This window comes from Aeromonas veronii bv. veronii, assembly GCF_000820225.1.
Lineage (GTDB): Bacteria > Pseudomonadota > Gammaproteobacteria > Enterobacterales > Aeromonadaceae > Aeromonas > Aeromonas veronii.
Map to the genome: position 1 here is coordinate 80,276 of NZ_CDDK01000049.1, position 18,966 is coordinate 99,241.

An 18,966-nucleotide genomic window follows, 5' to 3' on the forward strand; every position below is an offset into this window, starting at 1 on the left:
CGTGAAAAACAAACAGAGACCGGTCAACCTCGACCTACAGACGATCAGCTTTCCTGTCACTGCCATTGCATCCATCCTGCACCGTGTTTCAGGGGTCATTACCTTTGTTGCACTGGGCATCTTGCTGTGGATGCTTGGTACTTCACTCGCCTCTCCCGAAGGGTTTGAAACCGTGGTTGCCATCATGGACAACTTTTTGGTCAAACTCGTGCTGTGGGGGATCCTGACTGCGCTGGCATACCACATTGTGGGCGGCTTGCGTCATCTGGTCATGGATATGGGCTATTGGGAAGAGCTGGAATCCGGCAATCAGAGCGCCCGCGTGGCCTTCGTGATCACCGCGATCCTGGCTGTATTGGCGGGAGTGCTTGTATGGTAACCAATTCTGCAACCTTCGGGCGCAGCGGCGTTCACGATTACATCCTGATCCGCGCCACCGCCCTCATCATGACCTGTTATGTCCTCTATCTGGTGGGCTTTGTCGCGTTCAACGACATCACCTACGAGGTGTGGGCAGGCTTCTTCGCCAAAACATTCACCAAGGTATTCACCCTGTTGACCCTGCTCTGCGTACTGATCCACGCCTGGATTGGTCTGTGGCAGGTGCTGACTGACTATATCAAGCCGGTAGGGCTACGCGGGGCGCTGCAATTTGCCCTGGTCGTGGTGCTGTTTGTCTATCTGATGACGGGTTTCGTCGTGCTGTGGGGTGTGTAAGGTGACTATTCCAACTCGTGAATTTGATGCGGTGGTGATTGGTGCCGGTGGTGCCGGTATGCGCGCCGCGCTGCAGATTGCCCAGTCCGGCAAGAGCTGCGCTCTGTTGTCCAAGGTTTTTCCAACCCGTTCTCACACTGTCTCCGCCCAGGGCGGGATCACGGTTGCGCTGGGCAATGCCCACGATGACAACTGGCAGTGGCATATGTATGACACGGTAAAAGGTTCCGATTACATCGGTGATCAGGAAGCCATCGAGTACATGTGCAAAACCGGCCCCGAGGCTATCTATGAGCTGGAGAACATGGGGCTGCCCTTCTCCCGTTTCGACAACGGGTCTGTCTACCAGCGTCCGTTTGGTGGTCAGTCCAAGAATTTCGGTGGCGAGCAGGCTGCCCGTACTGCGGCTGCGGCCGACCGTACCGGTCACGCCCTGCTGCACACCCTTTACCAACAGAACGTCAAGAACAAGACCACCGTCTTCTCCGAGTGGTATGCGCTGGATCTGGTGAAAAACCAGGATGGCCATGTGGTGGGTTGTACCGCTATCGATATGGAGAGCGGTGAAGTGGTCTACTTCAAGGCCAAGGCCACCGTGCTGGCGACTGGCGGTGCCGGTCGTATCTACCAGTCCACCACCAACGCCCACATCAATACAGGTGACGGTGTCGGTATGGCGCTGCGTGCCGGCGTCGGCGTGCAGGATATGGAGATGTGGCAGTTCCACCCGACCGGCATCGCCGGGGCAGGGGTGCTGGTAACCGAAGGCTGCCGTGGTGAAGGTGGCTATCTGCTCAATAAGGATGGCGAGCGCTTCATGGAGCGTTACGCGCCAAATGCCAAGGACTTGGCCGGTCGCGACGTGGTGGCCCGCTCCATCATGATCGAGATCCGTGAAGGCCGTGGCTGCGATGGTCCCTGGGGCCCGCACATCAAGCTCAAGCTGGATCACCTCGGCAAAGAGGTGCTGGAATCCCGTCTGCCGGGCATCTGCGAGCTCTCTCGCACCTTCGCCCACGTGGATCCGGTCAAAGAGCCGATCCCGATTATCCCGACCTGCCACTACATGATGGGCGGCGTGCCGACCAACGTGAATGGCCAGTGCCTGACCCAGGACAAGAACGGCAACGATGTGCCGGTAGTCGGCCTGTTTGCGGTGGGCGAGATTGCCTGCGTCTCCGTACACGGCGCCAACCGTCTGGGTGGCAACTCCCTGCTGGATCTGGTGGTCTTCGGCCGCGCTGCTGGCATGCATCTGGTCAACACTCTGGGCGAGATGGAGCACGGTCGTGATGCTTCCGAGTCGGATCTGGATGCCGCACTGGCCCGCTTCAACCGCTGGGAAAATTGCCGTGACGGGGAAGACCCGGTGCAGATCCGCAAAGACCTGCAGCGCTGCATGCAGAACAACTTCTCCGTATTCCGCGAAGGTGCGGCGATGGCAGAAGGGTTGGCCGAGCTCAAGGTTATCCGCGAACGCCTCAAGTCAGCCCGTCTGGATGACACCTCCAAAGAGTTCAACACCCAACGCATCGAGTGCCTGGAGCTGGACAACCTGATGGAGACGGCGTTTGCCACGGCGGTTGCCGCCAACTTCCGTACCGAGAGTCGCGGTGCTCACTGCCGCTTCGACTTCCCGGATCGCGACGATGAGAACTGGCTGTGCCACAGCCTCTATCATCCGGACACCGAGTCCATGACCCGTCGCGCTGTCAACATGTCACCCAAGACCCGTGAGGCGTTCCCGCCCAAGGTCCGGACTTACTGATTGCGGAGCCAGCCCTATGAACGTCACATTCTCTGTCTACAGATACAATCCGGATGTTGATAACGTCCCCCATATGAAGGAATATCGTCTTGATATTCCTGAAGGTTCCGACATGATGGTGCTCGATGCACTGATCCAGTTGAAAGAGCTGGATCCCACGCTCGCCTTCCGCCGCTCTTGCCGCGAAGGGGTCTGTGGATCAGACGGTCTCAACATGAATGGCAAGAACGGTCTTGCCTGTATCACCCCGCTCTCCGACCTGCTGAAGAAGGGCAATAACGTTGTTATCCGCCCCTTGCCCGGCCTGCCGGTGATCCGTGATCTGGTGATCGACATGACCCAGTTCTACACCCAGTGGGAGAAGGTCAAACCCTTCCTCATCAATGATGACAAGTTGCCGCCGGTGCGTGAGCACCTGCAATCCCCCGAAGAGCGCGCCAAGCTTGACGGCCTGTACGAGTGCATTCTCTGTGCCTGCTGCTCCACTTCGTGCCCCTCCTTCTGGTGGAATCCCGACAAGTTCATCGGTCCGGCCGGGCTGCTCGCCGCCTACCGCTGGCTGGCTGACAGCCGCGACACCGCGACCACCGAACGACTGGGGAATCTGGACGACGCCTTCAGCGTGTTCCGCTGCCATGGCATCATGAACTGCGTGAACGTCTGTCCGAAAGGCTTGAACCCGACCAAGGCGATTGGCCAGATCAAGTCGATGTTGCTCAATCGGGCTGTTTAGTATCAGGGCCGGCCAGGTGCTGGCCCGACCTCTGGATAGCCATCCCACCCGTGGCAGGATGGCTATTTGACCCCTACAAGCTGCGCAGCAGTAACAAGAAGTACAAGGGATAGAAATGCATAACGGCGTGATGAAGGCCTGGTTGGAGTCATCTCACCTGGCTGGTGCGAATGCAAGCTATATCGAGGATTTGTACGAATCCTTCCTGGAAAATCCTGACTCCGTGTCCGACGAGTGGCGCAGCCTGTTTAGCGAGCTGCCCCAGGTCAATGGCCATGCGGTTGAACAACCTCACTCCCAGGTCCGCGATTATTTCCGTCGTCTGGCCAAGGATCCCTCTCGCTACAGTGCCCCCGTCTCCGATCCGCAAGTGGATGCCAAGCAGGTGCGGGTATTGCAGCTGATCAACGCCTTCCGTTTCCGTGGTCACCAGAATGCCAATCTGGACCCGCTGGGCCTGTGGCAGCGTGACACCGTTGCCGAACTGGATCCTGCGTTCCACAACCTGCAGGGCGCAGATATGGAGGCCACCTTCAATGTGGGCTCCTATGCCATCGGTCGCGAGACCATGGTGCTCTCCGACCTCTACGCCTCGCTGAAGAAGACCTATTGCGGCTCCATCGGCGCCGACTACATGCACCTCACCTCCACGGAAGAGAAGCGCTGGCTGCAACAGCGTCTCGAATCCATTGAAGGGAAGGGGAGCTACACCCTCGAAGAGAAGACCCGTTTCCTTGAGAGCCTGACTGCCGCCGAAGGGTTGGAGAAATATCTGGGCGCCAAGTTCCCGGGAGCCAAGCGCTTCTCGCTGGAAGGTGGCGACGCCATGATCCCCATGCTCAAGGAGCTGATCCGTCGCGCCGGTGAGCAGGGCTGCAAAGAGGCCGTTATCGGTATGGCCCACCGCGGTCGTCTCAACGTGCTGATCAACGTGCTGGGTAAACGGGCGCAGGACCTGTTCGACGAGTTTGCCGGCAAGCATGGCGAATCCTGGGGCACCGGTGATGTGAAGTACCATATGGGCTTCTCCTCCGACTTCGCCACCCCGGGTGGCAACGTCCACCTTGCGCTGGCGTTCAACCCCTCTCACCTCGAGATCGTCAACCCTGTGGTCATCGGCTCGGTCCGTGCCCGGATGGATCGTCGCGGTGACAAGGATGGCTCCAGCGTGTTGCCCATCACCATTCACGGGGACTCGGCCATGGCCGGTCAGGGCGTGGTGGCCGAGACCTTCAACATGTCCCAGACCCGTGCCTATGGTGTCGGCGGGACGGTGCGCATCGTCATCAACAACCAGGTTGGTTTCACCACCTCCTATATCCGTGACCTGCGTTCCACCGAATATTGCACCGACATCGCCAAGGCGGTGCAGGCGCCGGTGCTGCACGTCAACGGGGATGATCCGGAAGCCGTGGTGCTGGTGACCCAGATTGCACTGGATTACCGCAACACCTTCAAACGCGACGTGGTGATCGAGCTGGTCTGCTACCGTCGTCACGGTCACAACGAAGCGGACGAGCCGAGCGCGACCCAGCCGCTGATGTACCAGAAGATCAAGCAGCACCCGACCCCGCGCAAGATCTACGCCGATCAGCTGGTTGCCGAGGGTAGCCTCGCTCAGGAGCGGGCGACCGAACTGGTCAACGAGTATCGCGAAGCGCTGGATCGCGGCGAGCGGGTGAGCAAGGAGTGGCGGCCAATGGAGCTGCACTCCGTCGACTGGACCCCTTATCTGGGCCACGACTGGAACATGGCCTATGAGAGTGCCGTGCCGATGGATCACCTCAAGAGCCTCGGCGAGCGGGTGAGCCAGTATCCGGCGACCCACGTGCTACAGCGTCAGGTCGAGAAGATTTACGAAGACCGCCGTCTGATGGCCGCTGGCGAGAAGCTGGTGGATTGGGGCTTTGCCGAAACCCTGGCCTACGCCACTCTGGTGGACAAGGGTTCCCGCATCCGCTTTACCGGTGAAGACTCCGGCCGGGGCACCTTCTTCCACCGCCACGCCGTGCTGCACAGCCAGACCGATGCCAGCACCTACACTCCGCTGTGCAACCTGCACGACGAGCAAGGCCCGTTCGAGGTGTATGACTCTGTGCTGACCGAGAACGCGGTACTGGCCTTTGAATATGGCTACGCCAGCGCCGAGCCGGCTGGCCTCACCATCTGGGAAGCCCAGTTCGGCGATTTCGCCAACTGTGCTCAGGTGGTTGTGGATCAGTTCCTCTCCTCTGGTGAGCAGAAGTGGGGCCGGATGTGCGGCCTGACCATGTTGCTGCCGCACGGTTACGAGGGGCAGGGCCCGGAGCACTCCTCTGCCCGTCTGGAGCGTTATCTGCAGATGTGCGCCCAGCACAACATGCAGGTGTGCGTGCCCTCTACCCCGGCGCAGGTGTTCCATATGCTGCGTCGTCAGGTTGTGCGCCCGATGCGCCGTCCGCTCATCGTCATGACGCCCAAATCCCTGCTGCGCCATCCGCTGGCGGTGAGCAAGCTTGAAGAGCTGGCGGAAGGTACCTTCCAGAACGCCATCGGCGAGATCGATGCGCTGGATCCGAAAGCGGTCAAGCGCGTGGTCTTCTGCTCCGGCAAGGTCTACTACGACCTGCTCGATGCCCGTCGCAAGGCCGAGCAGCAAGATGTGGCACTGGTGCGAATTGAGCAGCTCTACCCCTTCCCGGAAGAGGAAGTGCGCGCCATTCTGGCCGATTACAGCCACGTCACCGACTTTGTCTGGTGTCAGGAAGAGCCGCAGAACCAGGGCGCCTGGTACTGCACCCGTCACCACTACGATGGCGTGCTGCCAGCCGGAGCCACCCTGCGTTATGCCGGTCGCCCCGCGTCAGCCTCACCGGCCGTCGGTTACATGTCTGTCCACGCCAAGCAGCAAAAAGCCTTGGTGGAAGATGCCCTTACCCTGTAAAGCCTCTGGCATAGAAGTAAAAAGGAACTGATTGGATGACTATCGAAATCAAGGTACCGGATCTGCCGGAATCAGTGGCCGATGCCACTATCGCCACCTGGCACAAAAAACCGGGCGATCTGGTCGCCCGTGACGAAGTGCTGGTCGACATCGAGACCGACAAGGTGGTGCTGGAAGTGCCGGCACCGCAAGCCGGTGTGCTGGGGGATATTCTGCAAGGGGAAGGGGCGACCGTGTTGTCCCGTCAACTGATTGCCATCCTCACCGCCGCCCCCGTGGCCGGTGAAGAGACCAAAGAGAAACCCGCTGAAGCGGTGGCCGATGATGGTGCCGATGGCTTGAGCCCCTCGGTGCGCCGCCTGATTGGTGAGCACGATATCGACGTGACCAAGCTGACCGGTACCGGCAAGGGCGGTCGTATCACCAAGGATGATGTGGAAGCCTTCATCAAGGCCAAGAGCCAGCCTGCGGTAGCCGCACCGGTCGCCGCTGCCGCTCCGGCAGCCAAGGTTGCCCCGCTGGGTGGTCGTACCGACAAGCGGGTACCGATGACCCGTCTGCGCAAGCGCATTGCCGAGCGTCTGCTGGAAGCGAAAAATACCACCGCCATGCTGACCACCTTCAACGAGGTCAACATGAAGCCCATCATGGATCTGCGCAAGCAGTACGGCGAGATCTTCGAGAAGAAGCACGGCATCAAGCTCGGTTTTATGTCCTTCTACGTGAAGGCGGTAGTGGAGTCCCTCAAGCGCTATCCGGAAGTGAACGCGGCGCTCGATGGCGATGACGTGGTTTACCACAACTACTTCGACGTCAGCATCGCCGTCTCGACCCCACGTGGTCTGGTGACGCCGGTGCTGCGCGACTGCGACAACATGAGCTTGGCGGACATCGAGAAGGCCATCAAGGATCTGGCGGGCAAGGGCCGTGACGGCAAGCTGACAGTGGATGAACTGACTGGCGGTAACTTCACCATCACCAACGGTGGCGTGTTCGGCTCCCTGATGTCCACCCCGATCATCAACCCGCCCCAGAGCGCCATTCTGGGCATGCACAAGATCCAGGATCGCCCGATGGCCGTTGACGGCAAGGTCGAGATCCTGCCGATGATGTATCTGGCGCTCTCCTACGATCACCGTCTCATCGACGGACGCGAATCGGTAGGCTTCCTGGTCTCCGTCAAGGAGCTGCTGGAAGACCCGACCCGTCTGTTGCTGGACGTCTAAGCCTGTGGCACCCGGGCAAGGGGTTTGCGCCCCGAGCTGAGTGTGCTGCTGGACGTTTGAGTAATACCCGAGCGATTGAAAGATAACGAGGGGCCGCCCAGGCCCCCATTCACAGGGGATTGAGAAACACCAGCCCCGGACGGAAATACCTACAACACGGATAGAGCATCTATGAATCTGCATGAATATCAGGCAAAACAGCTGTTTGCCGAGTATGGCCTGCCGGTCTCCGAAGGTTATGCCTGTGCTACCCCACAAGAAGCGGCCGAAGCGGCCGACAAGATTGGCGGCAATACCTGGGTCGTCAAATGCCAGGTACACGCCGGTGGCCGCGGTAAAGCGGGCGGCGTGAAAGTGGCCAAGAGCAAGGATGAGATCCGTGCTTTTGCCCAAAACTGGCTTGGCAAAAATCTGGTGACCTACCAGACCGACGCCAACGGCCAGCCGGTCACCAAGATCCTGGTGGAATCTTGCACCGACATCGCCAAAGAGCTCTACCTGGGCGCCGTAGTTGACCGTGGTTCGCGCCGCGTGGTCTTCATGGCCTCAACCGAAGGTGGCGTGGATATCGAGAAGATCGCCCACGAAACCCCCCATCTGATCCACAAGGCGGCTATCGATCCGCTGGTGGGTCCGCAGGCTTATCAGGCCCGCGAACTGGCCTTCAAACTGGGTCTGGTCGGCGATCAGATCAAACAGTTCACCAAGATCTTCATGGGTCTGGGCCAGATGTTCCTGGATTGCGATTTCGCGCTGCTGGAGATCAACCCGCTGGTGATCACCGCGCAGGGCAACCTGCACTGCCTGGATGGCAAGATCAACATCGATGCCAACGCACTGTATCGTCAGCCCAAGCTGCGCGAGATGCACGACCCGTCACAAGATGACCCCCGCGAAGCGCACGCCGCCCAGTGGGAGCTCAACTATGTGGCCCTCGATGGCAACATCGGCTGCATGGTCAACGGCGCGGGTCTGGCCATGGGCACCATGGACATCGTCAACCTGCACGGCGGCAAACCGGCCAACTTCCTTGACGTCGGCGGCGGCGCCACCAAGGAGCGCGTAACCGAGGCGTTCAAGATCATCCTCTCCGACAACAACGTCAAAGCGGTGCTGGTCAACATCTTCGGCGGCATCGTGCGCTGCGACATGATCGCAGAAGGCATCATTGGTGCGGTCAAGGAAGTGGGGGTCAAGGTGCCCGTCGTGGTCCGTCTGGAAGGCAACAACGCCGAGCTGGGTGGTATCAAGCTGGCCGAGAGCGGCCTCAACATCATTGCGGCCAAGAGTCTGACCGATGCCGCGCAGCAAGTCGTCAAAGCAGCGGAGGCCAACTGATGAGCGTACTGATCAACAAGGACACCCGAGTCATCTGCCAGGGCTTTACCGGCGGTCAGGGTACTTTCCACTCCGAGCAGGCGCTCTCCTACGGCACCCAGCTGGTGGGCGGCGTCTCCCCGGGCAAGGGTGGCACCACCCATCTGGGCCTGCCGGTGTTCAACACCGTCCGTGACGCGGTCGAAGCGACCGGCGCCACCGCCTCCGTCATCTATGTGCCAGCGCCGTTCTGCAAGGATGCCATCCTGGAAGCGATCGACGCGGGTATCAAGCTGATTGTCACCATCACCGAAGGCATCCCGACGCTGGATATGCTGGACGTCAAAGTGAAGCTGCAAGAGACCGGCGTGCGGATGATCGGCCCCAACTGCCCGGGTGTGATCACTCCGGGTGAGTGCAAGATCGGCATCATGCCGGGCCACATTCACAAGCCGGGCAAGGTGGGCATCGTCTCCCGCTCCGGCACCCTGACCTACGAAGCGGTCAAGCAGACCACTGACGAGGGCTTTGGCCAGTCCACCTGCGTCGGTATCGGTGGCGACCCCATCCCGGGCTCCAACTTTATCGACATTCTGGAGATGTTCCAGAACGACCCGCAGACCGAAGCGATCGTGATGATCGGCGAGATCGGCGGCAACGCCGAGGAAGACGCTGCCGCCTATATCAAGGCCCACGTCACCAAGCCGGTGGTTTCCTATATCGCCGGTGTTACTGCCCCTCCCGGCAAGCGGATGGGCCACGCTGGCGCCATCATCTCCGGTGGCAAGGGTACTGCCGCTGAGAAGTTTGCCGCGCTGGAAGATGCTGGCGTGAAAACCGTCCGCTCCTTGGCCGATATCGGCAAGGCCTTGCGCGAAGTGACCGGCTGGTAATTCCCGTTAGCCCGTTATCTCTAATAAAAATGCCGCCCGATGGGCGGCATTTTTTATGGTTCTGTTCCGTAATTTATCGCGTACGTCCGAATACGCTTCGCTATTCGAACCTACGCCAGTTATGAATAAATCCTCACTAAAATAGTGTTCTGCCATACACTACATGATTGGTCATAACTAAATGGACTTTATTATGTCATAAATAAATGAACTTAAAACGGAGAGTGCGATAGTCGAAATAAGCAATCGATGCATTACGATAACACTATTTTTAGCTCTAAATTCAACAAGGGGAGATACCCATCTAAGATAATGAAACCAGAATCTAAACAAGAATAACACGCCTATAAAACAGTATAGATAAATAGCGCTCACTAAAAATTTAGATGTGTTGCTAAAAATGCTTTCAATATATTTGTCTAGTTTATAGCAAACCCAAAAACCTAAAGGGAATCCTATAAACCAAAGTAATATGTCATAAATGCTATGTGTATGGACGATGGAAAGTGAGGATGATTTTGACTCGATGAAAGTTCTAATCTCTGCAAAAACCCCATTTACCCAAGTCGCATCATATCCTCTTACTTTTACATTTGATTCATTTGGGGTTTCTTGGCTAGGCAACAGAGTGAAATCTACAATCCGTGGCTTGTTAAAATCTAAAAAAATGACAAAATCATTTCTGACGTAATAGTTGTGCGAAATCTTTAATGATGAAGCACTGTCAATGAAAAGTGATCTAACATCGGATGGGAAATTGGGTGATGCAAAAACTTCATCTATTGTTCCCCAAATATTTTCCCCATTTTTACCTGCAATAGTAACACGGAGTTCAAAACCGCTACGGAGAGTTTCTATATTAACTTTATATTGTTCATCTGACATTTCACCTTTCTGATATTTTGCTATTTCAAGTTCCCCAGCTGCTCTTGCTCGTTCTTGAAGTATTTTACAAAACGATAAAAGGTCTTCTTTATCCAGAGTTAAGGATGATACCTTCATTGACTGTTCATTACGAATAATAGCGTCTTTGTTTACAATCATTGGATTACCCATTGCTACTTAACTCCTTTGTAACCAAAGATGATAATAATTTAATTCCATTAATTTAGTTGGGTGCGTTGATACGTTTAACTGTTCTATAAAAATTACATATATTATCAGGAATGTTCAATCATTCCATAGTGAGTGCTTTTTTGATGTGATCATTGTCAATGGATGTCTTTTAAATCTCGATTTTTCTCGATACTAAAGATTGCTTGTAGCTTCGCATAACGAAGCGTATTCGGACGACCGGGCGGTTAGTATGCCACAGCCTTCGCCTACGGCCAGAATCAAACGGCCCAAGATTGTTACGCTGCGTCAATATTGTCTGATGCTGTTCTGCTGATACGGGGGCCAATCAGTTGGTCACGTTGCTTGATAATGCTCCTCTGATTTCACCTGTAAAAATGCCGACCCTCGGGTCGGCAGTTTCAAGAAATAGGGTGTGGGGCGAACAGTATGGGGAATGTTTGTCCGTTATCAGCGGGCTATTTATCCGCCTTGCCCGCGGCATCGGCAAGTTTGGCCAGCTGTTTGTCATACCAGGCCACCGGGCGGTTCTCATCTTCCGCCCGCTCTTTGCGCCGGATGGCGTTGCGCACCGCCATGGCGCCCAGCCAGCGAAATGGCTCGGGCGGAAAATAGCCGCGCGGGCCGCTGACCAGCGCGCAGTCGCGCCACGGCTTGTCCGCTTCCCGCACTTCATCGCGCACCAAGGCCGCCAGGATCTGGCCGCCCATCCAGCTCTGGGCCACCCCGTTGCCGGAGTAGCCGAGGCCATAGACGATATTGGGCTGCCCTCGCCAGTGGCCGAAGAAGGGGAGGCCATCCACCGAGCGGTCGGAGGCGCCGCACCAGCTGGCGGCGATGGGCACCTCTTTGAGCGCCGGAAAGAAGCGGCGCAGGGTGCGGGTGAGAGGGGCAAGATAACGGCTCGGCGCATCGAACTCGGCCAGATGGCGGTTGGCAAAGGCGAAGGTATTGCCCCCCTTGCCCAGCATCAGCCGCCCTTGCGGGGTGGAGCGGTAGTAATGGACAAAGGTGCGGCCATCCACCACGCTGCGGCCGTGCTCAAGCTGCTGGGCAGCCAGTGCATCCGGTGCGGGGTCGGTTATCACCATATCGGAGGAGACCAGCACTATGCTGCGGCGAAACTCGCGAAAGTGCTGCACCATGGCACTGTTGAGAGCCAGCACCACCTTGCGGGCACGCACCTCGCCCTGTGGCGTTTGCACCCGCGCTGGCTGGCCCGCCTCAAGGCGCTGCATGGGGGAGTGCTCATAGACCTCGATCCCCAGTTCCCGCGCTACCCGCAGCAGGCCGCGCACCAACAGTGCCGGTTGCACCGAGCACGCGTGGGGGCTGTAGAGCCCCTCCAGATGAACGTGGGAGCCGCTCTGGCTCGCCAGTTCACCCTCTTCAATCGCCTGCCACTGGTTAAGGTCTGCGCGCTTGAGTTCCTGCAATACCGGCTCCATCAGGCCGCGCTGTGCCTCGCTGGTGGCGGTGTAGCAGGTGCCCTCGACCCTCAGCTCTGCCTCTATGTTGTGCGTTTCGCAGAAGTGGGCGATCTCGTGTACCGCCTGCTCTGATCTTTGTACCAGCCAAGCGGCCTGCTGCTCTCCAAACAGGCGTTTTAAGGTCAGGTATTTGGCCGACCAGGTGAGCAGGCAGCCGCCGTTGCGCCCGGAGGCGCCGCTGCCGCAGCGATCTTTTTCCAGCACTATGACGTGCAGGTGGGGCTCGGTCTGTTTAAGGGTGATGGCGCTCCACAGCCCGGTAAAGCCGCCACCGACGATGCAGACATCGGCCTCGTGGTTGCCGACTAGGGGCGTGGGCGGTGCGGGTTGTTCGGCGGCGAGCGCTTCGGCCAGCCAGAAGGGGAGAGTGGACATGATGACTCCTCGATAAGGTTATTGGTGGCGCCAGCGCTGGGTGCGATCCAGCAGGGCGCGGCTCAAAAAGAGCTGGAGCAGCTTGACGGTGGCGGCGGCCAGCAGGATCAGGGTGGCCATGGCGGCGGCCGCGGCGGTATCGCCGGAATCCTCCATGTTGAGCACGGCGATGGAGGCGAGCACGCTGTCGCTCGAATAGAGGAAGATCACCGCCGAGGTGGTGGTCATGGCGTTGACGAACAGATAGATGAAGATTTCCAAGAGCGCTGGCAGGGAGGCGGGCAGGGTGACTCGCCAGAACGCCTTCCAGAGCGGAATGCGCAATGAGATGGCCACCAGCTCCAGCTCCTTGGGCAACTGCTTGAGGCTGGTCAGCGCTGTCATATGGCCCACGGTGTAGTAGTGGATGACGCAGGAGAGCACCATTAGTGGCAGGGTGCCGTAGAGGCCGCCAAAGAACGGATTGCCGTTGAAAAAGAAGATATAGCCCAGTCCCAGCACCATGCCGGGCACCGCCAGCGACAGCATGGCGAGCAGATGCAGCAGCTGGCGCAGCGGCGCAAAGTGGCGCCCCTTCTCCTGTGCCCAGGCCAGCACCATCACCAGCACAGTGCCGATAAGCGCGGTATAGAGGCCCAGCTGCAAGGTGTTGGTAAAGGGCTGCCAGCCGTAGACGCTGTTGCTGTCAAAGGCGTAGTGATCCAGCGTCAGCCCGAGGTTGTAGGGCCAGAACTGTACCAGGGAGCCGTAAACGGCCATGCCCACCAGCGCCAGAAACAGCAGGGCCCAGAGCGTGCACCAACCGAGCGCCAGCAGATCCCGCAGCCGATGGGGTTTGGGTTGATAGGGCACCGCCTTGGTGCTGCTCTGCTCCTGCATCTTGCTGCGTACCCTGTGCTCCAGGGCAAAGCTCAACAGCGCCGGCAGCAGCAGGGTAACGCTGGCAACGGCGCCCAGCGAGAAGTTCTGCATCCCGATCACCTGCCGGTAGATGTCGGTAGCCAGCACGCTGTACTGGCCGCCAATCACCTTGGCAACTCCGAAGTCGCAGATGGTAAGGGTGAAGACGGCGATGGCGGCGCTGAGCAGGCCATAACGGGCGGTCGGCAGGGTGACGGTGACAAAGGTGCGCCAGCCGCTGCTGCCCAGCACCCGGGAGGCTTCATAGAGGCGGGCATCGCTCTGACCGAGCGCCGTGATAAGGATCATCAGGGCGTGGGGGAAGCACCAGAAGCCAAGACCGATGACGATGCCGATGGGGCCGTAGATGCTCTCGCCGCCGAGCAGCCCCTTGGCGATCCCCTGATTGCCAAACCAGTAGACCAGACTGATGGCGGGCAACAGGGAGGGCATCAACAGCGGGATCAAACCGATGAGGCGAAACAGGGGCTTGCCCGGCATGCAGGTGCGGGTGAGGGCATAGGCGTAGCCAAAGGCGATGGTCACCACCAGCGCGGTGATCAGCACCCCGAGCCAGAGGGTGTTGCCAATGGTGCGCCCCAGATGAGGGGAGTCGAAGTAGGCGCTGAAGTTGGCAAGGCCCACCCAGAGGCCGTTCTCATCCTGCAGGCTCTTTTGCAACATGGTGAGCAGTGGCAGCAAGAGGCCCCCCACCAGCAGGGCGATGCCGAGCACCAGCAGGATCAGTTGCAGCAGCTGATCCCGGCTCCAGCCGCGACAGAGCCGCTGCCAGCGAGAGTCTTGGCGGGCTGTCGCTGGCGGCAGCAGGGAGGAGGTCGCAAAGGGGGCAGTCATGGGCGCTCTCCTTCAAACAGCTGCATCGCCCCGGCAGGCCAGTGCAGCGAGCAGCGCATGCCGCTGCGCCAGCCACCCTGTTGGTGGCGGGGCAGCTCGTGGGTCGGGCGCTCCACCAGAATTTGCTGTGGGCCCAGATAGGTGTCGGCGGTGCAGATAAGACGCTGGGCAGCGCCGAGAAACTCCACCTGATCGATGGTTGCTTCAACGCCATGTTGGCCAAGATACGGCTCGCTCGGCGCGCTCAGGGTGATAGCCTCGGGGCGGATCGCCACCTGCAATTTGCTGCCGGCCGCGGCCTGATTGGCGAGTTGCAGCGGTTGTTCGTTGAGGCGCACCTGAGTGGGGCTCAGCACCAGGGTCTCGAGGAAGTTCATGGTGCCGACAAAGCTTGCCACGAAACGGCTGGCAGGCTGGTGGTAGATCTCCTGCGGGGTGCCCACCTGCACGATGCGGCCGCCCTCCATCACCACGATGCGATCGGCCATGGTCAGCGCCTCTTCCTGATCGTGGGTCACCATGATGGTGGTGATGCCAAGGCGCTGCTGCAGGGCACGGATTTCGCTGCGAAGGTGGGTGCGCACCAGCGCATCCAGGGCGCTGAGCGGTTCGTCCAGCAACAACAGACCGGGGGAGAGGGCCAAGGCCCGGGCCAGCGCCACCCGCTGCTGCTGGCCGCCGGAGATCTGGCTCGGGTATTTGTGGGACTGGGCAGTGAGATCCACCAGCCCCAGCCAGTGATCGACCCGTTCCTTGATGAGATCCCGCGCCAGCCCCTGATTCTCAAGGCCGAAGGCGATGTTCTGGGCCACCGTCAGGTTGGGGAAGAGAGCATAGGACTGAAACACGATGCCAAAATCGCGCTCCTGGGGCGGTAGGCGGGAGATATTGCGCCCCCCTTGCCAGATCTCGCCGCTGTCCGGCAGATCCAGTCCGGCGATGGCTCTGAGCAGAGTGGTCTTGCCGCAGCCGGAGGGGCCGAGAAAGCAGATAAACTCCCCCGGCTCAATGGTCAGAGAGATCCCCTTGAGGGCCTGAAAAGCACCGAACTGCTTGTTGAGATGTTGAATGTCCAGATAGGGCTGGGTCATGGTTCGACTCGCTACTGATTTGGTATATACCAGTTTGCGGGTGAAGTGTGACGGTCAGGTGATCGGGGGATGACAGCTTGATGACAGTCAAATGACATCGGGTCGCCAGCAAGTGGCTGGGCACTGTGCGAATGGACTAAGCATCGCTAATTGAAGGCAATACAAACTCGGGAAGTTAAAACCAAAAAGCGAAGGCCAACAGCTGTTGGCCTTCGACTGGCAGTTTATTGGCGGCGGTGTGTCTGGCGTGAACAAACCGCCGCCCTTCACGCTTACTGTTTGGCTTCGGTCTTGCCGTCGAAGCTGGCGCTCCACTGGGCCAGGATGGCGTTACGCTCGCGGGCTGCCCAGCTAAAGTCGTTGTCGATCATCTGGCCTTTGATATCCGCCGGATAGCCCGCTCTCGGTTGGGCTACATCGGGGATGGCGACCACGGCGAACGACTTGTTGTAGAGGGCGTTGGCCTGTTCGGTGGCGGCAAAGTCGAGCAGCTGTTTGGCGGCTTCCAGCTTGGGGGTGCCCTTGATGATGGCGGCGGCTTCCATATCCCAGCCCGACCCCTCTTTCGGGAACACCACCTCGATGGGGGCACCCTTGGCTTTGAGGCTGGTAGCCGGGAAGTCGAAGGAGATACCGATCACCGTCTCGCCGCTGGCGGCCAGCTTGCAGGGGGCGGAGCCCGAGTGGGTGTAACGGTCGATGTTCTGGTGAAGGCCGTTCATAAATTGCCAGCCCTGCTGCTCGCCCATGGTCTGCAGCCAGCCCGCAACGCTCAGGTAACCGGTGCCGGAGGAGCTGGGGTTGGGCATGATCACCTTGCCCTTGTAGATGGGCTTGGTGAGGTCGGCCCAGCTGGTGGGCGCCGGGATCCCCTGTTTTTCCGCCTCTACCTTGTTGAAGCAGATGGCGCTGAAGAAGGCGTCCAGACCGATCCAGTGCGGCTCGGCCTTGCTGTCGCGAAAACGGCTGTCGAGCTTATCCAGTCCTTTCGGTGCATAGGCATTGAGCATCTGCTGCTGATCGAGCTGCATCAGGCTGGTGGCGGCCAGTCCCCATACCACATCCGCCTTGGGCTGGGCTTTTTCTGCCAGCAAGCGGGCGGTGACCACGCCGGTGGAGTCACGCACCCACTTGATGTTGATGTCCGGATGCTGGCGTTCGAACGCGGTTTTCAGCTCGTTGAGCTGCTCCGGTTCGAAGGCGGTGTAGACGGTGAGATCGGTCGCGGCCAGTGCCGGGGCGGTCATGGCAGCCAGCACGGCGGCGGCCAGCAGATGGGTTCCCTGTTTCATCCTCTTCTCCAGTTAAATTGGTTTGGTATAAACCAGATTGGTCGAGAGAGAGGCTAGGGGATCTTTATGACGTGACCGTGACAGCCCCGTGACGTTTTGCCGTTCCTGATTTATCCGTGACTAATCCTGGGTATCCACCTCGATCTCCAGGCTGTCGTGGCGCCAGTACTCCAGATCGAAGTCGAGCACCCGTCCGTGCTGATCGAAGTTGAGCCGCTCGAGGCGCAGGGCGGGTAGGCCGGCGGTGGCTCCCAGCGCCTTGGCCACTTCGTCCGGCAGGGCTGTCGGGAAGAAGCGCACCTGCATGCGGGCGTAGTGAAGATCGTAATGGGCCTGGTAGATCTCGGTCAGACTGCCGTTGAGATCCAGTGCCAGCAGGCCGGGCACCCGCTCAGGCAGGCAGTGGTTCTCGCAGTAGCAGATGGCGCGCCCGTTGGCGTAGCGCAGCCGTTTTAGCAGAAACAGGCTGTCGAACGGCTTGAGCTGCAGTTGCGCCATCAACGCGGGCGGTACCGCCTGGCGGCTTTTCTCCAGCAGCTCGGTGTGCGGTTCTCCCCCTTGCTCCCGCACTATCTGGTGAAAGTTGGAGGTGCGTCTGGGGTTCAAGCGAAAGCGCGGCGGGGTGACGAACCAGCCGCGGCGATCCTCCCGATAGATAAGGCCGTTCGCCTCCAGCTGCACCAGTGCCTCGCGGATGGTGACCCTTGTGGTGCCATAGAGTTCCCCCAGCAGTCGCTCGGAGGGGAGCTTGTCGTTGGGGGCCAGACCCCCCGCCAGGATCTGGTTGGCGAGGGCATCCTTGATCTGCAGGTATTGCGGTTTGCTCATGAAAATCCCTGGTTTTGCAATAAGTTGTGCAATGAGTTGGGCAATGGGCTGGGCACAGGGCAGGTCATCTGCCCGGTCGTTACACGGCAACATCAATATGCGTTGGTAGATACCAGAATCGCCCCTGTTGTTCAGGTTTCCTAGATTATCGCGATCCCGGCGCTGAAAATGAATTTTTTGTTGCACGTAGCGCCACCCCTTTGACCTTGGCGGGGCAGTTACCCACAATGCGCTCATTCTGGTATATACCAAAAGGAGCGAAGTCATGACCCATATTCCTGCGGCCCCTGCCGCCGTCGATTACCTGCTGCTGACCCCGGGCCCCCTCTCGACCACCGCGACTGTGCGTGCCGCCATGCTGCAAGACAGCTGCACCTGGGATGCGGACTACAACCAGGGGGTGGTGGAGCCCATCCGCCGCGAGCTGGTGCGCCTCGCCACCGGCCCGGAATATCAAAGTGACTACAGCGCCGTGCTGCTGCAGGGGAGTGGCAGCTATGTGGTGGAGAGTGTGCTGGGCTCGGCGATCGGCGTCGATGAGTGTCTGCTGATCATCAACAACGGCGCCTACGGTGCCCGCATGGGGGAGATGGCCCGCTGCCTTGGCCTGCGTCACCATGAGCTGGACTGCGGCGAGACCACCCGCCCGGAGCCCGCCGCCATCGAGGCGATGCTGGCGTGCCACCCCGAGATCACCCATCTGGCCATGGTGCACTGCGAGACCACCACCGGCATGCTCAACCCCCTTGAGGAGGTGGCTGCGCTCTGCCAGCGCCGCGGCATTCGCCTTATCGTCGATGCCATGAGCAGCTTTGGCGGTATACCCATCGACATGGGACACCTTGGCATCGAGTTTCTCATCAGCTCGGCCAACAAGTGCATTCAGGGGGTGCCGGGCTTTGGCTTCGTCATCGCTCGCCGCGTGGCGCTTACGGCCTGCGCCGGTCGCGCCCGCTCGGTCTCCCTCGACCTGCACGCCCAGTGGCAGACCATGGAGCAGCAGGGGGGCAAGTGGCGCTTTACCTCGCCCACCCATACCGTGCTTGCCTTTGCCCAGGCGTTGCGCGAGCTGGACGAGGAGGGGGGCATCGCTGCCCGCCATCAGCGTTACAGTGAAAATCAGCGCACCCTGGTGGATGGCATGGCTGCCCTCGGCTTTGCGCCACTGCTGCCAGAACAGTGGCAATCTCCCATCATCACCGCTTTCTACTCTCCGGCCCACCCTGACTACCGCTTCGCCGATTTCTACCAGCGGCTCAAGGCGCAGGGCTTTGTCATCTATCCGGGCAAGGTCTCCCAAGCCGATTGCTTCCGTATCGGCAATATCGGCGACGTAACCCCTGAGCGGGTGCGCGATCTGCTCGCCGCCATGGCCAGCGCCTGCTACTGGCAGGGGGCTGCGTGATGACCAGCATGCTGGCTCAGGGTCGTGATCTGCGTGGCCGCGATTTGCATGACCATAAGCTGCACGGCCGCGGCCGTGC

The 18,966-nt window shown here is 59.5% G+C and carries 15 protein-coding genes; 9 read left to right on the forward strand and 6 right to left on the reverse strand.

From position 1 onward, the window contains the following. The first annotated feature begins 1 nt into the window (after position 1). The 8 genes from sdhC (at position 2) to sucD (ending at position 9,577) form a co-directional block, all read left to right on the forward strand. On the forward strand, positions 2–379 hold the full coding sequence (sdhC, locus tag BN1139_RS20430) for a succinate dehydrogenase cytochrome b556 subunit (RefSeq protein ID WP_005333571.1): 378 nt from the start codon (positions 2–4) through the stop codon (positions 377–379). Continuing rightward, positions 373–717, forward strand: a complete 345-nt coding sequence (gene sdhD / locus BN1139_RS20435) for a succinate dehydrogenase, hydrophobic membrane anchor protein (RefSeq protein ID WP_005333558.1) — start codon at positions 373–375, stop codon at positions 715–717. The genes sdhC and sdhD overlap by 7 nt, the downstream gene beginning before the upstream one ends. A gap of 1 nt (position 718) precedes the next feature. Continuing rightward, positions 719–2,485 carry a succinate dehydrogenase flavoprotein subunit gene (gene sdhA / locus BN1139_RS20440; protein ID WP_013723668.1) on the forward strand — a complete coding sequence of 589 codons (1,767 nt, stop codon included), beginning with the start codon at positions 719–721 and terminating at the stop codon, positions 2,483–2,485. Between the two features lie 16 nt (positions 2,486–2,501). Then, on the forward strand, positions 2,502–3,218 hold the full coding sequence (locus BN1139_RS20445) for a succinate dehydrogenase iron-sulfur subunit (RefSeq protein WP_005333549.1): 717 nt from the start codon (positions 2,502–2,504) through the stop codon (positions 3,216–3,218). A 115-nt stretch (positions 3,219–3,333) separates the two neighbouring features. Further along, entirely contained in the window at positions 3,334–6,141 is a 2,808-nt protein-coding gene (sucA, locus tag BN1139_RS20450; protein WP_005352525.1) for a 2-oxoglutarate dehydrogenase E1 component, read from the forward strand. Positions 6,142–6,176: 35 nt separating this feature from the next. Further along, positions 6,177–7,367 (forward strand): 2-oxoglutarate dehydrogenase complex dihydrolipoyllysine-residue succinyltransferase, encoded by a 1,191-nt coding sequence (gene odhB, locus BN1139_RS20455; protein WP_005352523.1) that lies wholly within the window; start codon positions 6,177–6,179, stop codon positions 7,365–7,367. A 171-nt stretch (positions 7,368–7,538) separates the two neighbouring features. Continuing rightward, on the forward strand, positions 7,539–8,705 hold the full coding sequence (sucC, locus tag BN1139_RS20460) for an ADP-forming succinate--CoA ligase subunit beta (RefSeq protein ID WP_005333544.1): 1,167 nt from the start codon (positions 7,539–7,541) through the stop codon (positions 8,703–8,705). Further along, a complete protein-coding gene (sucD, locus tag BN1139_RS20465) occupies positions 8,705–9,577 on the forward strand; it encodes a succinate--CoA ligase subunit alpha (protein WP_005333542.1) in 873 nt (290 codons plus the stop codon). Before sucC ends, sucD begins: the two co-directional genes overlap by 1 nt. A 177-nt stretch (positions 9,578–9,754) precedes the next feature. On the opposite strand, the gene BN1139_RS21225 is transcribed toward sucD, so the two are convergent. The 6 genes from BN1139_RS21225 to phnR all read right to left on the reverse strand — a co-directional run bounded on the left by BN1139_RS21225 (position 9,755) and on the right by phnR (position 17,482). Beyond that, the gene (locus BN1139_RS21225) at positions 9,755–10,633 is read right to left on the reverse strand and encodes a hypothetical protein (RefSeq protein ID WP_005352514.1); all 879 of its coding nucleotides are present in this window, start codon (positions 10,631–10,633) and stop codon (positions 9,755–9,757) included. A gap of 476 nt (positions 10,634–11,109) precedes the next feature. Next, positions 11,110–12,516 (reverse strand): FAD-dependent oxidoreductase, encoded by a 1,407-nt coding sequence (locus BN1139_RS20470; RefSeq protein WP_005352512.1) that lies wholly within the window; start codon positions 12,514–12,516, stop codon positions 11,110–11,112. An 18-nt stretch (positions 12,517–12,534) separates the two neighbouring features. After that, the gene (locus tag BN1139_RS20475) at positions 12,535–14,271 is read right to left on the reverse strand and encodes a putative 2-aminoethylphosphonate ABC transporter permease subunit (protein ID WP_005352511.1); all 1,737 of its coding nucleotides are present in this window, start codon (positions 14,269–14,271) and stop codon (positions 12,535–12,537) included. Beyond that, the gene (locus tag BN1139_RS20480) at positions 14,268–15,362 is read right to left on the reverse strand and encodes a putative 2-aminoethylphosphonate ABC transporter ATP-binding protein (RefSeq protein WP_005352508.1); all 1,095 of its coding nucleotides are present in this window, start codon (positions 15,360–15,362) and stop codon (positions 14,268–14,270) included. Before BN1139_RS20480 ends, BN1139_RS20475 begins: the two co-directional genes overlap by 4 nt. A 272-nt stretch (positions 15,363–15,634) precedes the next feature. After that, on the reverse strand, positions 15,635–16,654 hold the full coding sequence (locus tag BN1139_RS20485; RefSeq protein ID WP_005352506.1) for a putative 2-aminoethylphosphonate ABC transporter substrate-binding protein: 1,020 nt from the start codon (positions 16,652–16,654) through the stop codon (positions 15,635–15,637). A 120-nt stretch (positions 16,655–16,774) separates the two neighbouring features. Beyond that, on the reverse strand, positions 16,775–17,482 hold the full coding sequence (gene phnR / locus BN1139_RS20490) for a phosphonate utilization transcriptional regulator PhnR (protein WP_005352498.1): 708 nt from the start codon (positions 17,480–17,482) through the stop codon (positions 16,775–16,777). A 265-nt stretch (positions 17,483–17,747) separates the two neighbouring features. On the opposite strand from phnR, the gene phnW reads away from it, so the two are divergent. Beyond that, positions 17,748–18,887, forward strand: coding sequence for a 2-aminoethylphosphonate--pyruvate transaminase (phnW, locus tag BN1139_RS20495; protein WP_005352495.1), 1,140 nt, complete (start codon positions 17,748–17,750; stop codon positions 18,885–18,887). Positions 18,888–18,966 lie beyond the last annotated feature (79 nt).

Bases quoted from the DNA above. Each gene is read 5' to 3' on its own strand.
- sdhD (WP_005333558.1), top strand. From the start codon at position 373: ATGGTAACCAATTCTGCAACCTTCGGGCGCAGCGGCGTTCACGATTAC.
- BN1139_RS20445 (WP_005333549.1), top strand. From the start codon at position 2,502: ATGAACGTCACATTCTCTGTCTACAGATACAATCCGGATGTTGATAAC.
- sucA (WP_005352525.1), top strand. From the start codon at position 3,334: ATGCATAACGGCGTGATGAAGGCCTGGTTGGAGTCATCTCACCTGGCT.
- odhB (WP_005352523.1), top strand. From the start codon at position 6,177: ATGACTATCGAAATCAAGGTACCGGATCTGCCGGAATCAGTGGCCGAT.
- sucC (WP_005333544.1), top strand. From the start codon at position 7,539: ATGAATCTGCATGAATATCAGGCAAAACAGCTGTTTGCCGAGTATGGC.
- sucD (WP_005333542.1), top strand. From the start codon at position 8,705: ATGAGCGTACTGATCAACAAGGACACCCGAGTCATCTGCCAGGGCTTT.
- BN1139_RS21225 (WP_005352514.1), bottom strand. From the start codon at position 10,633: ATGGGTAATCCAATGATTGTAAACAAAGACGCTATTATTCGTAATGAA.
- BN1139_RS20470 (WP_005352512.1), bottom strand. From the start codon at position 12,516: ATGTCCACTCTCCCCTTCTGGCTGGCCGAAGCGCTCGCCGCCGAACAA.
- BN1139_RS20475 (WP_005352511.1), bottom strand. From the start codon at position 14,271: ATGACTGCCCCCTTTGCGACCTCCTCCCTGCTGCCGCCAGCGACAGCC.
- BN1139_RS20480 (WP_005352508.1), bottom strand. From the start codon at position 15,362: ATGACCCAGCCCTATCTGGACATTCAACATCTCAACAAGCAGTTCGGT.
- BN1139_RS20485 (WP_005352506.1), bottom strand. From the start codon at position 16,654: ATGAAACAGGGAACCCATCTGCTGGCCGCCGCCGTGCTGGCTGCCATG.
- phnR (WP_005352498.1), bottom strand. From the start codon at position 17,482: ATGAGCAAACCGCAATACCTGCAGATCAAGGATGCCCTCGCCAACCAG.
- phnW (WP_005352495.1), top strand. From the start codon at position 17,748: ATGACCCATATTCCTGCGGCCCCTGCCGCCGTCGATTACCTGCTGCTG.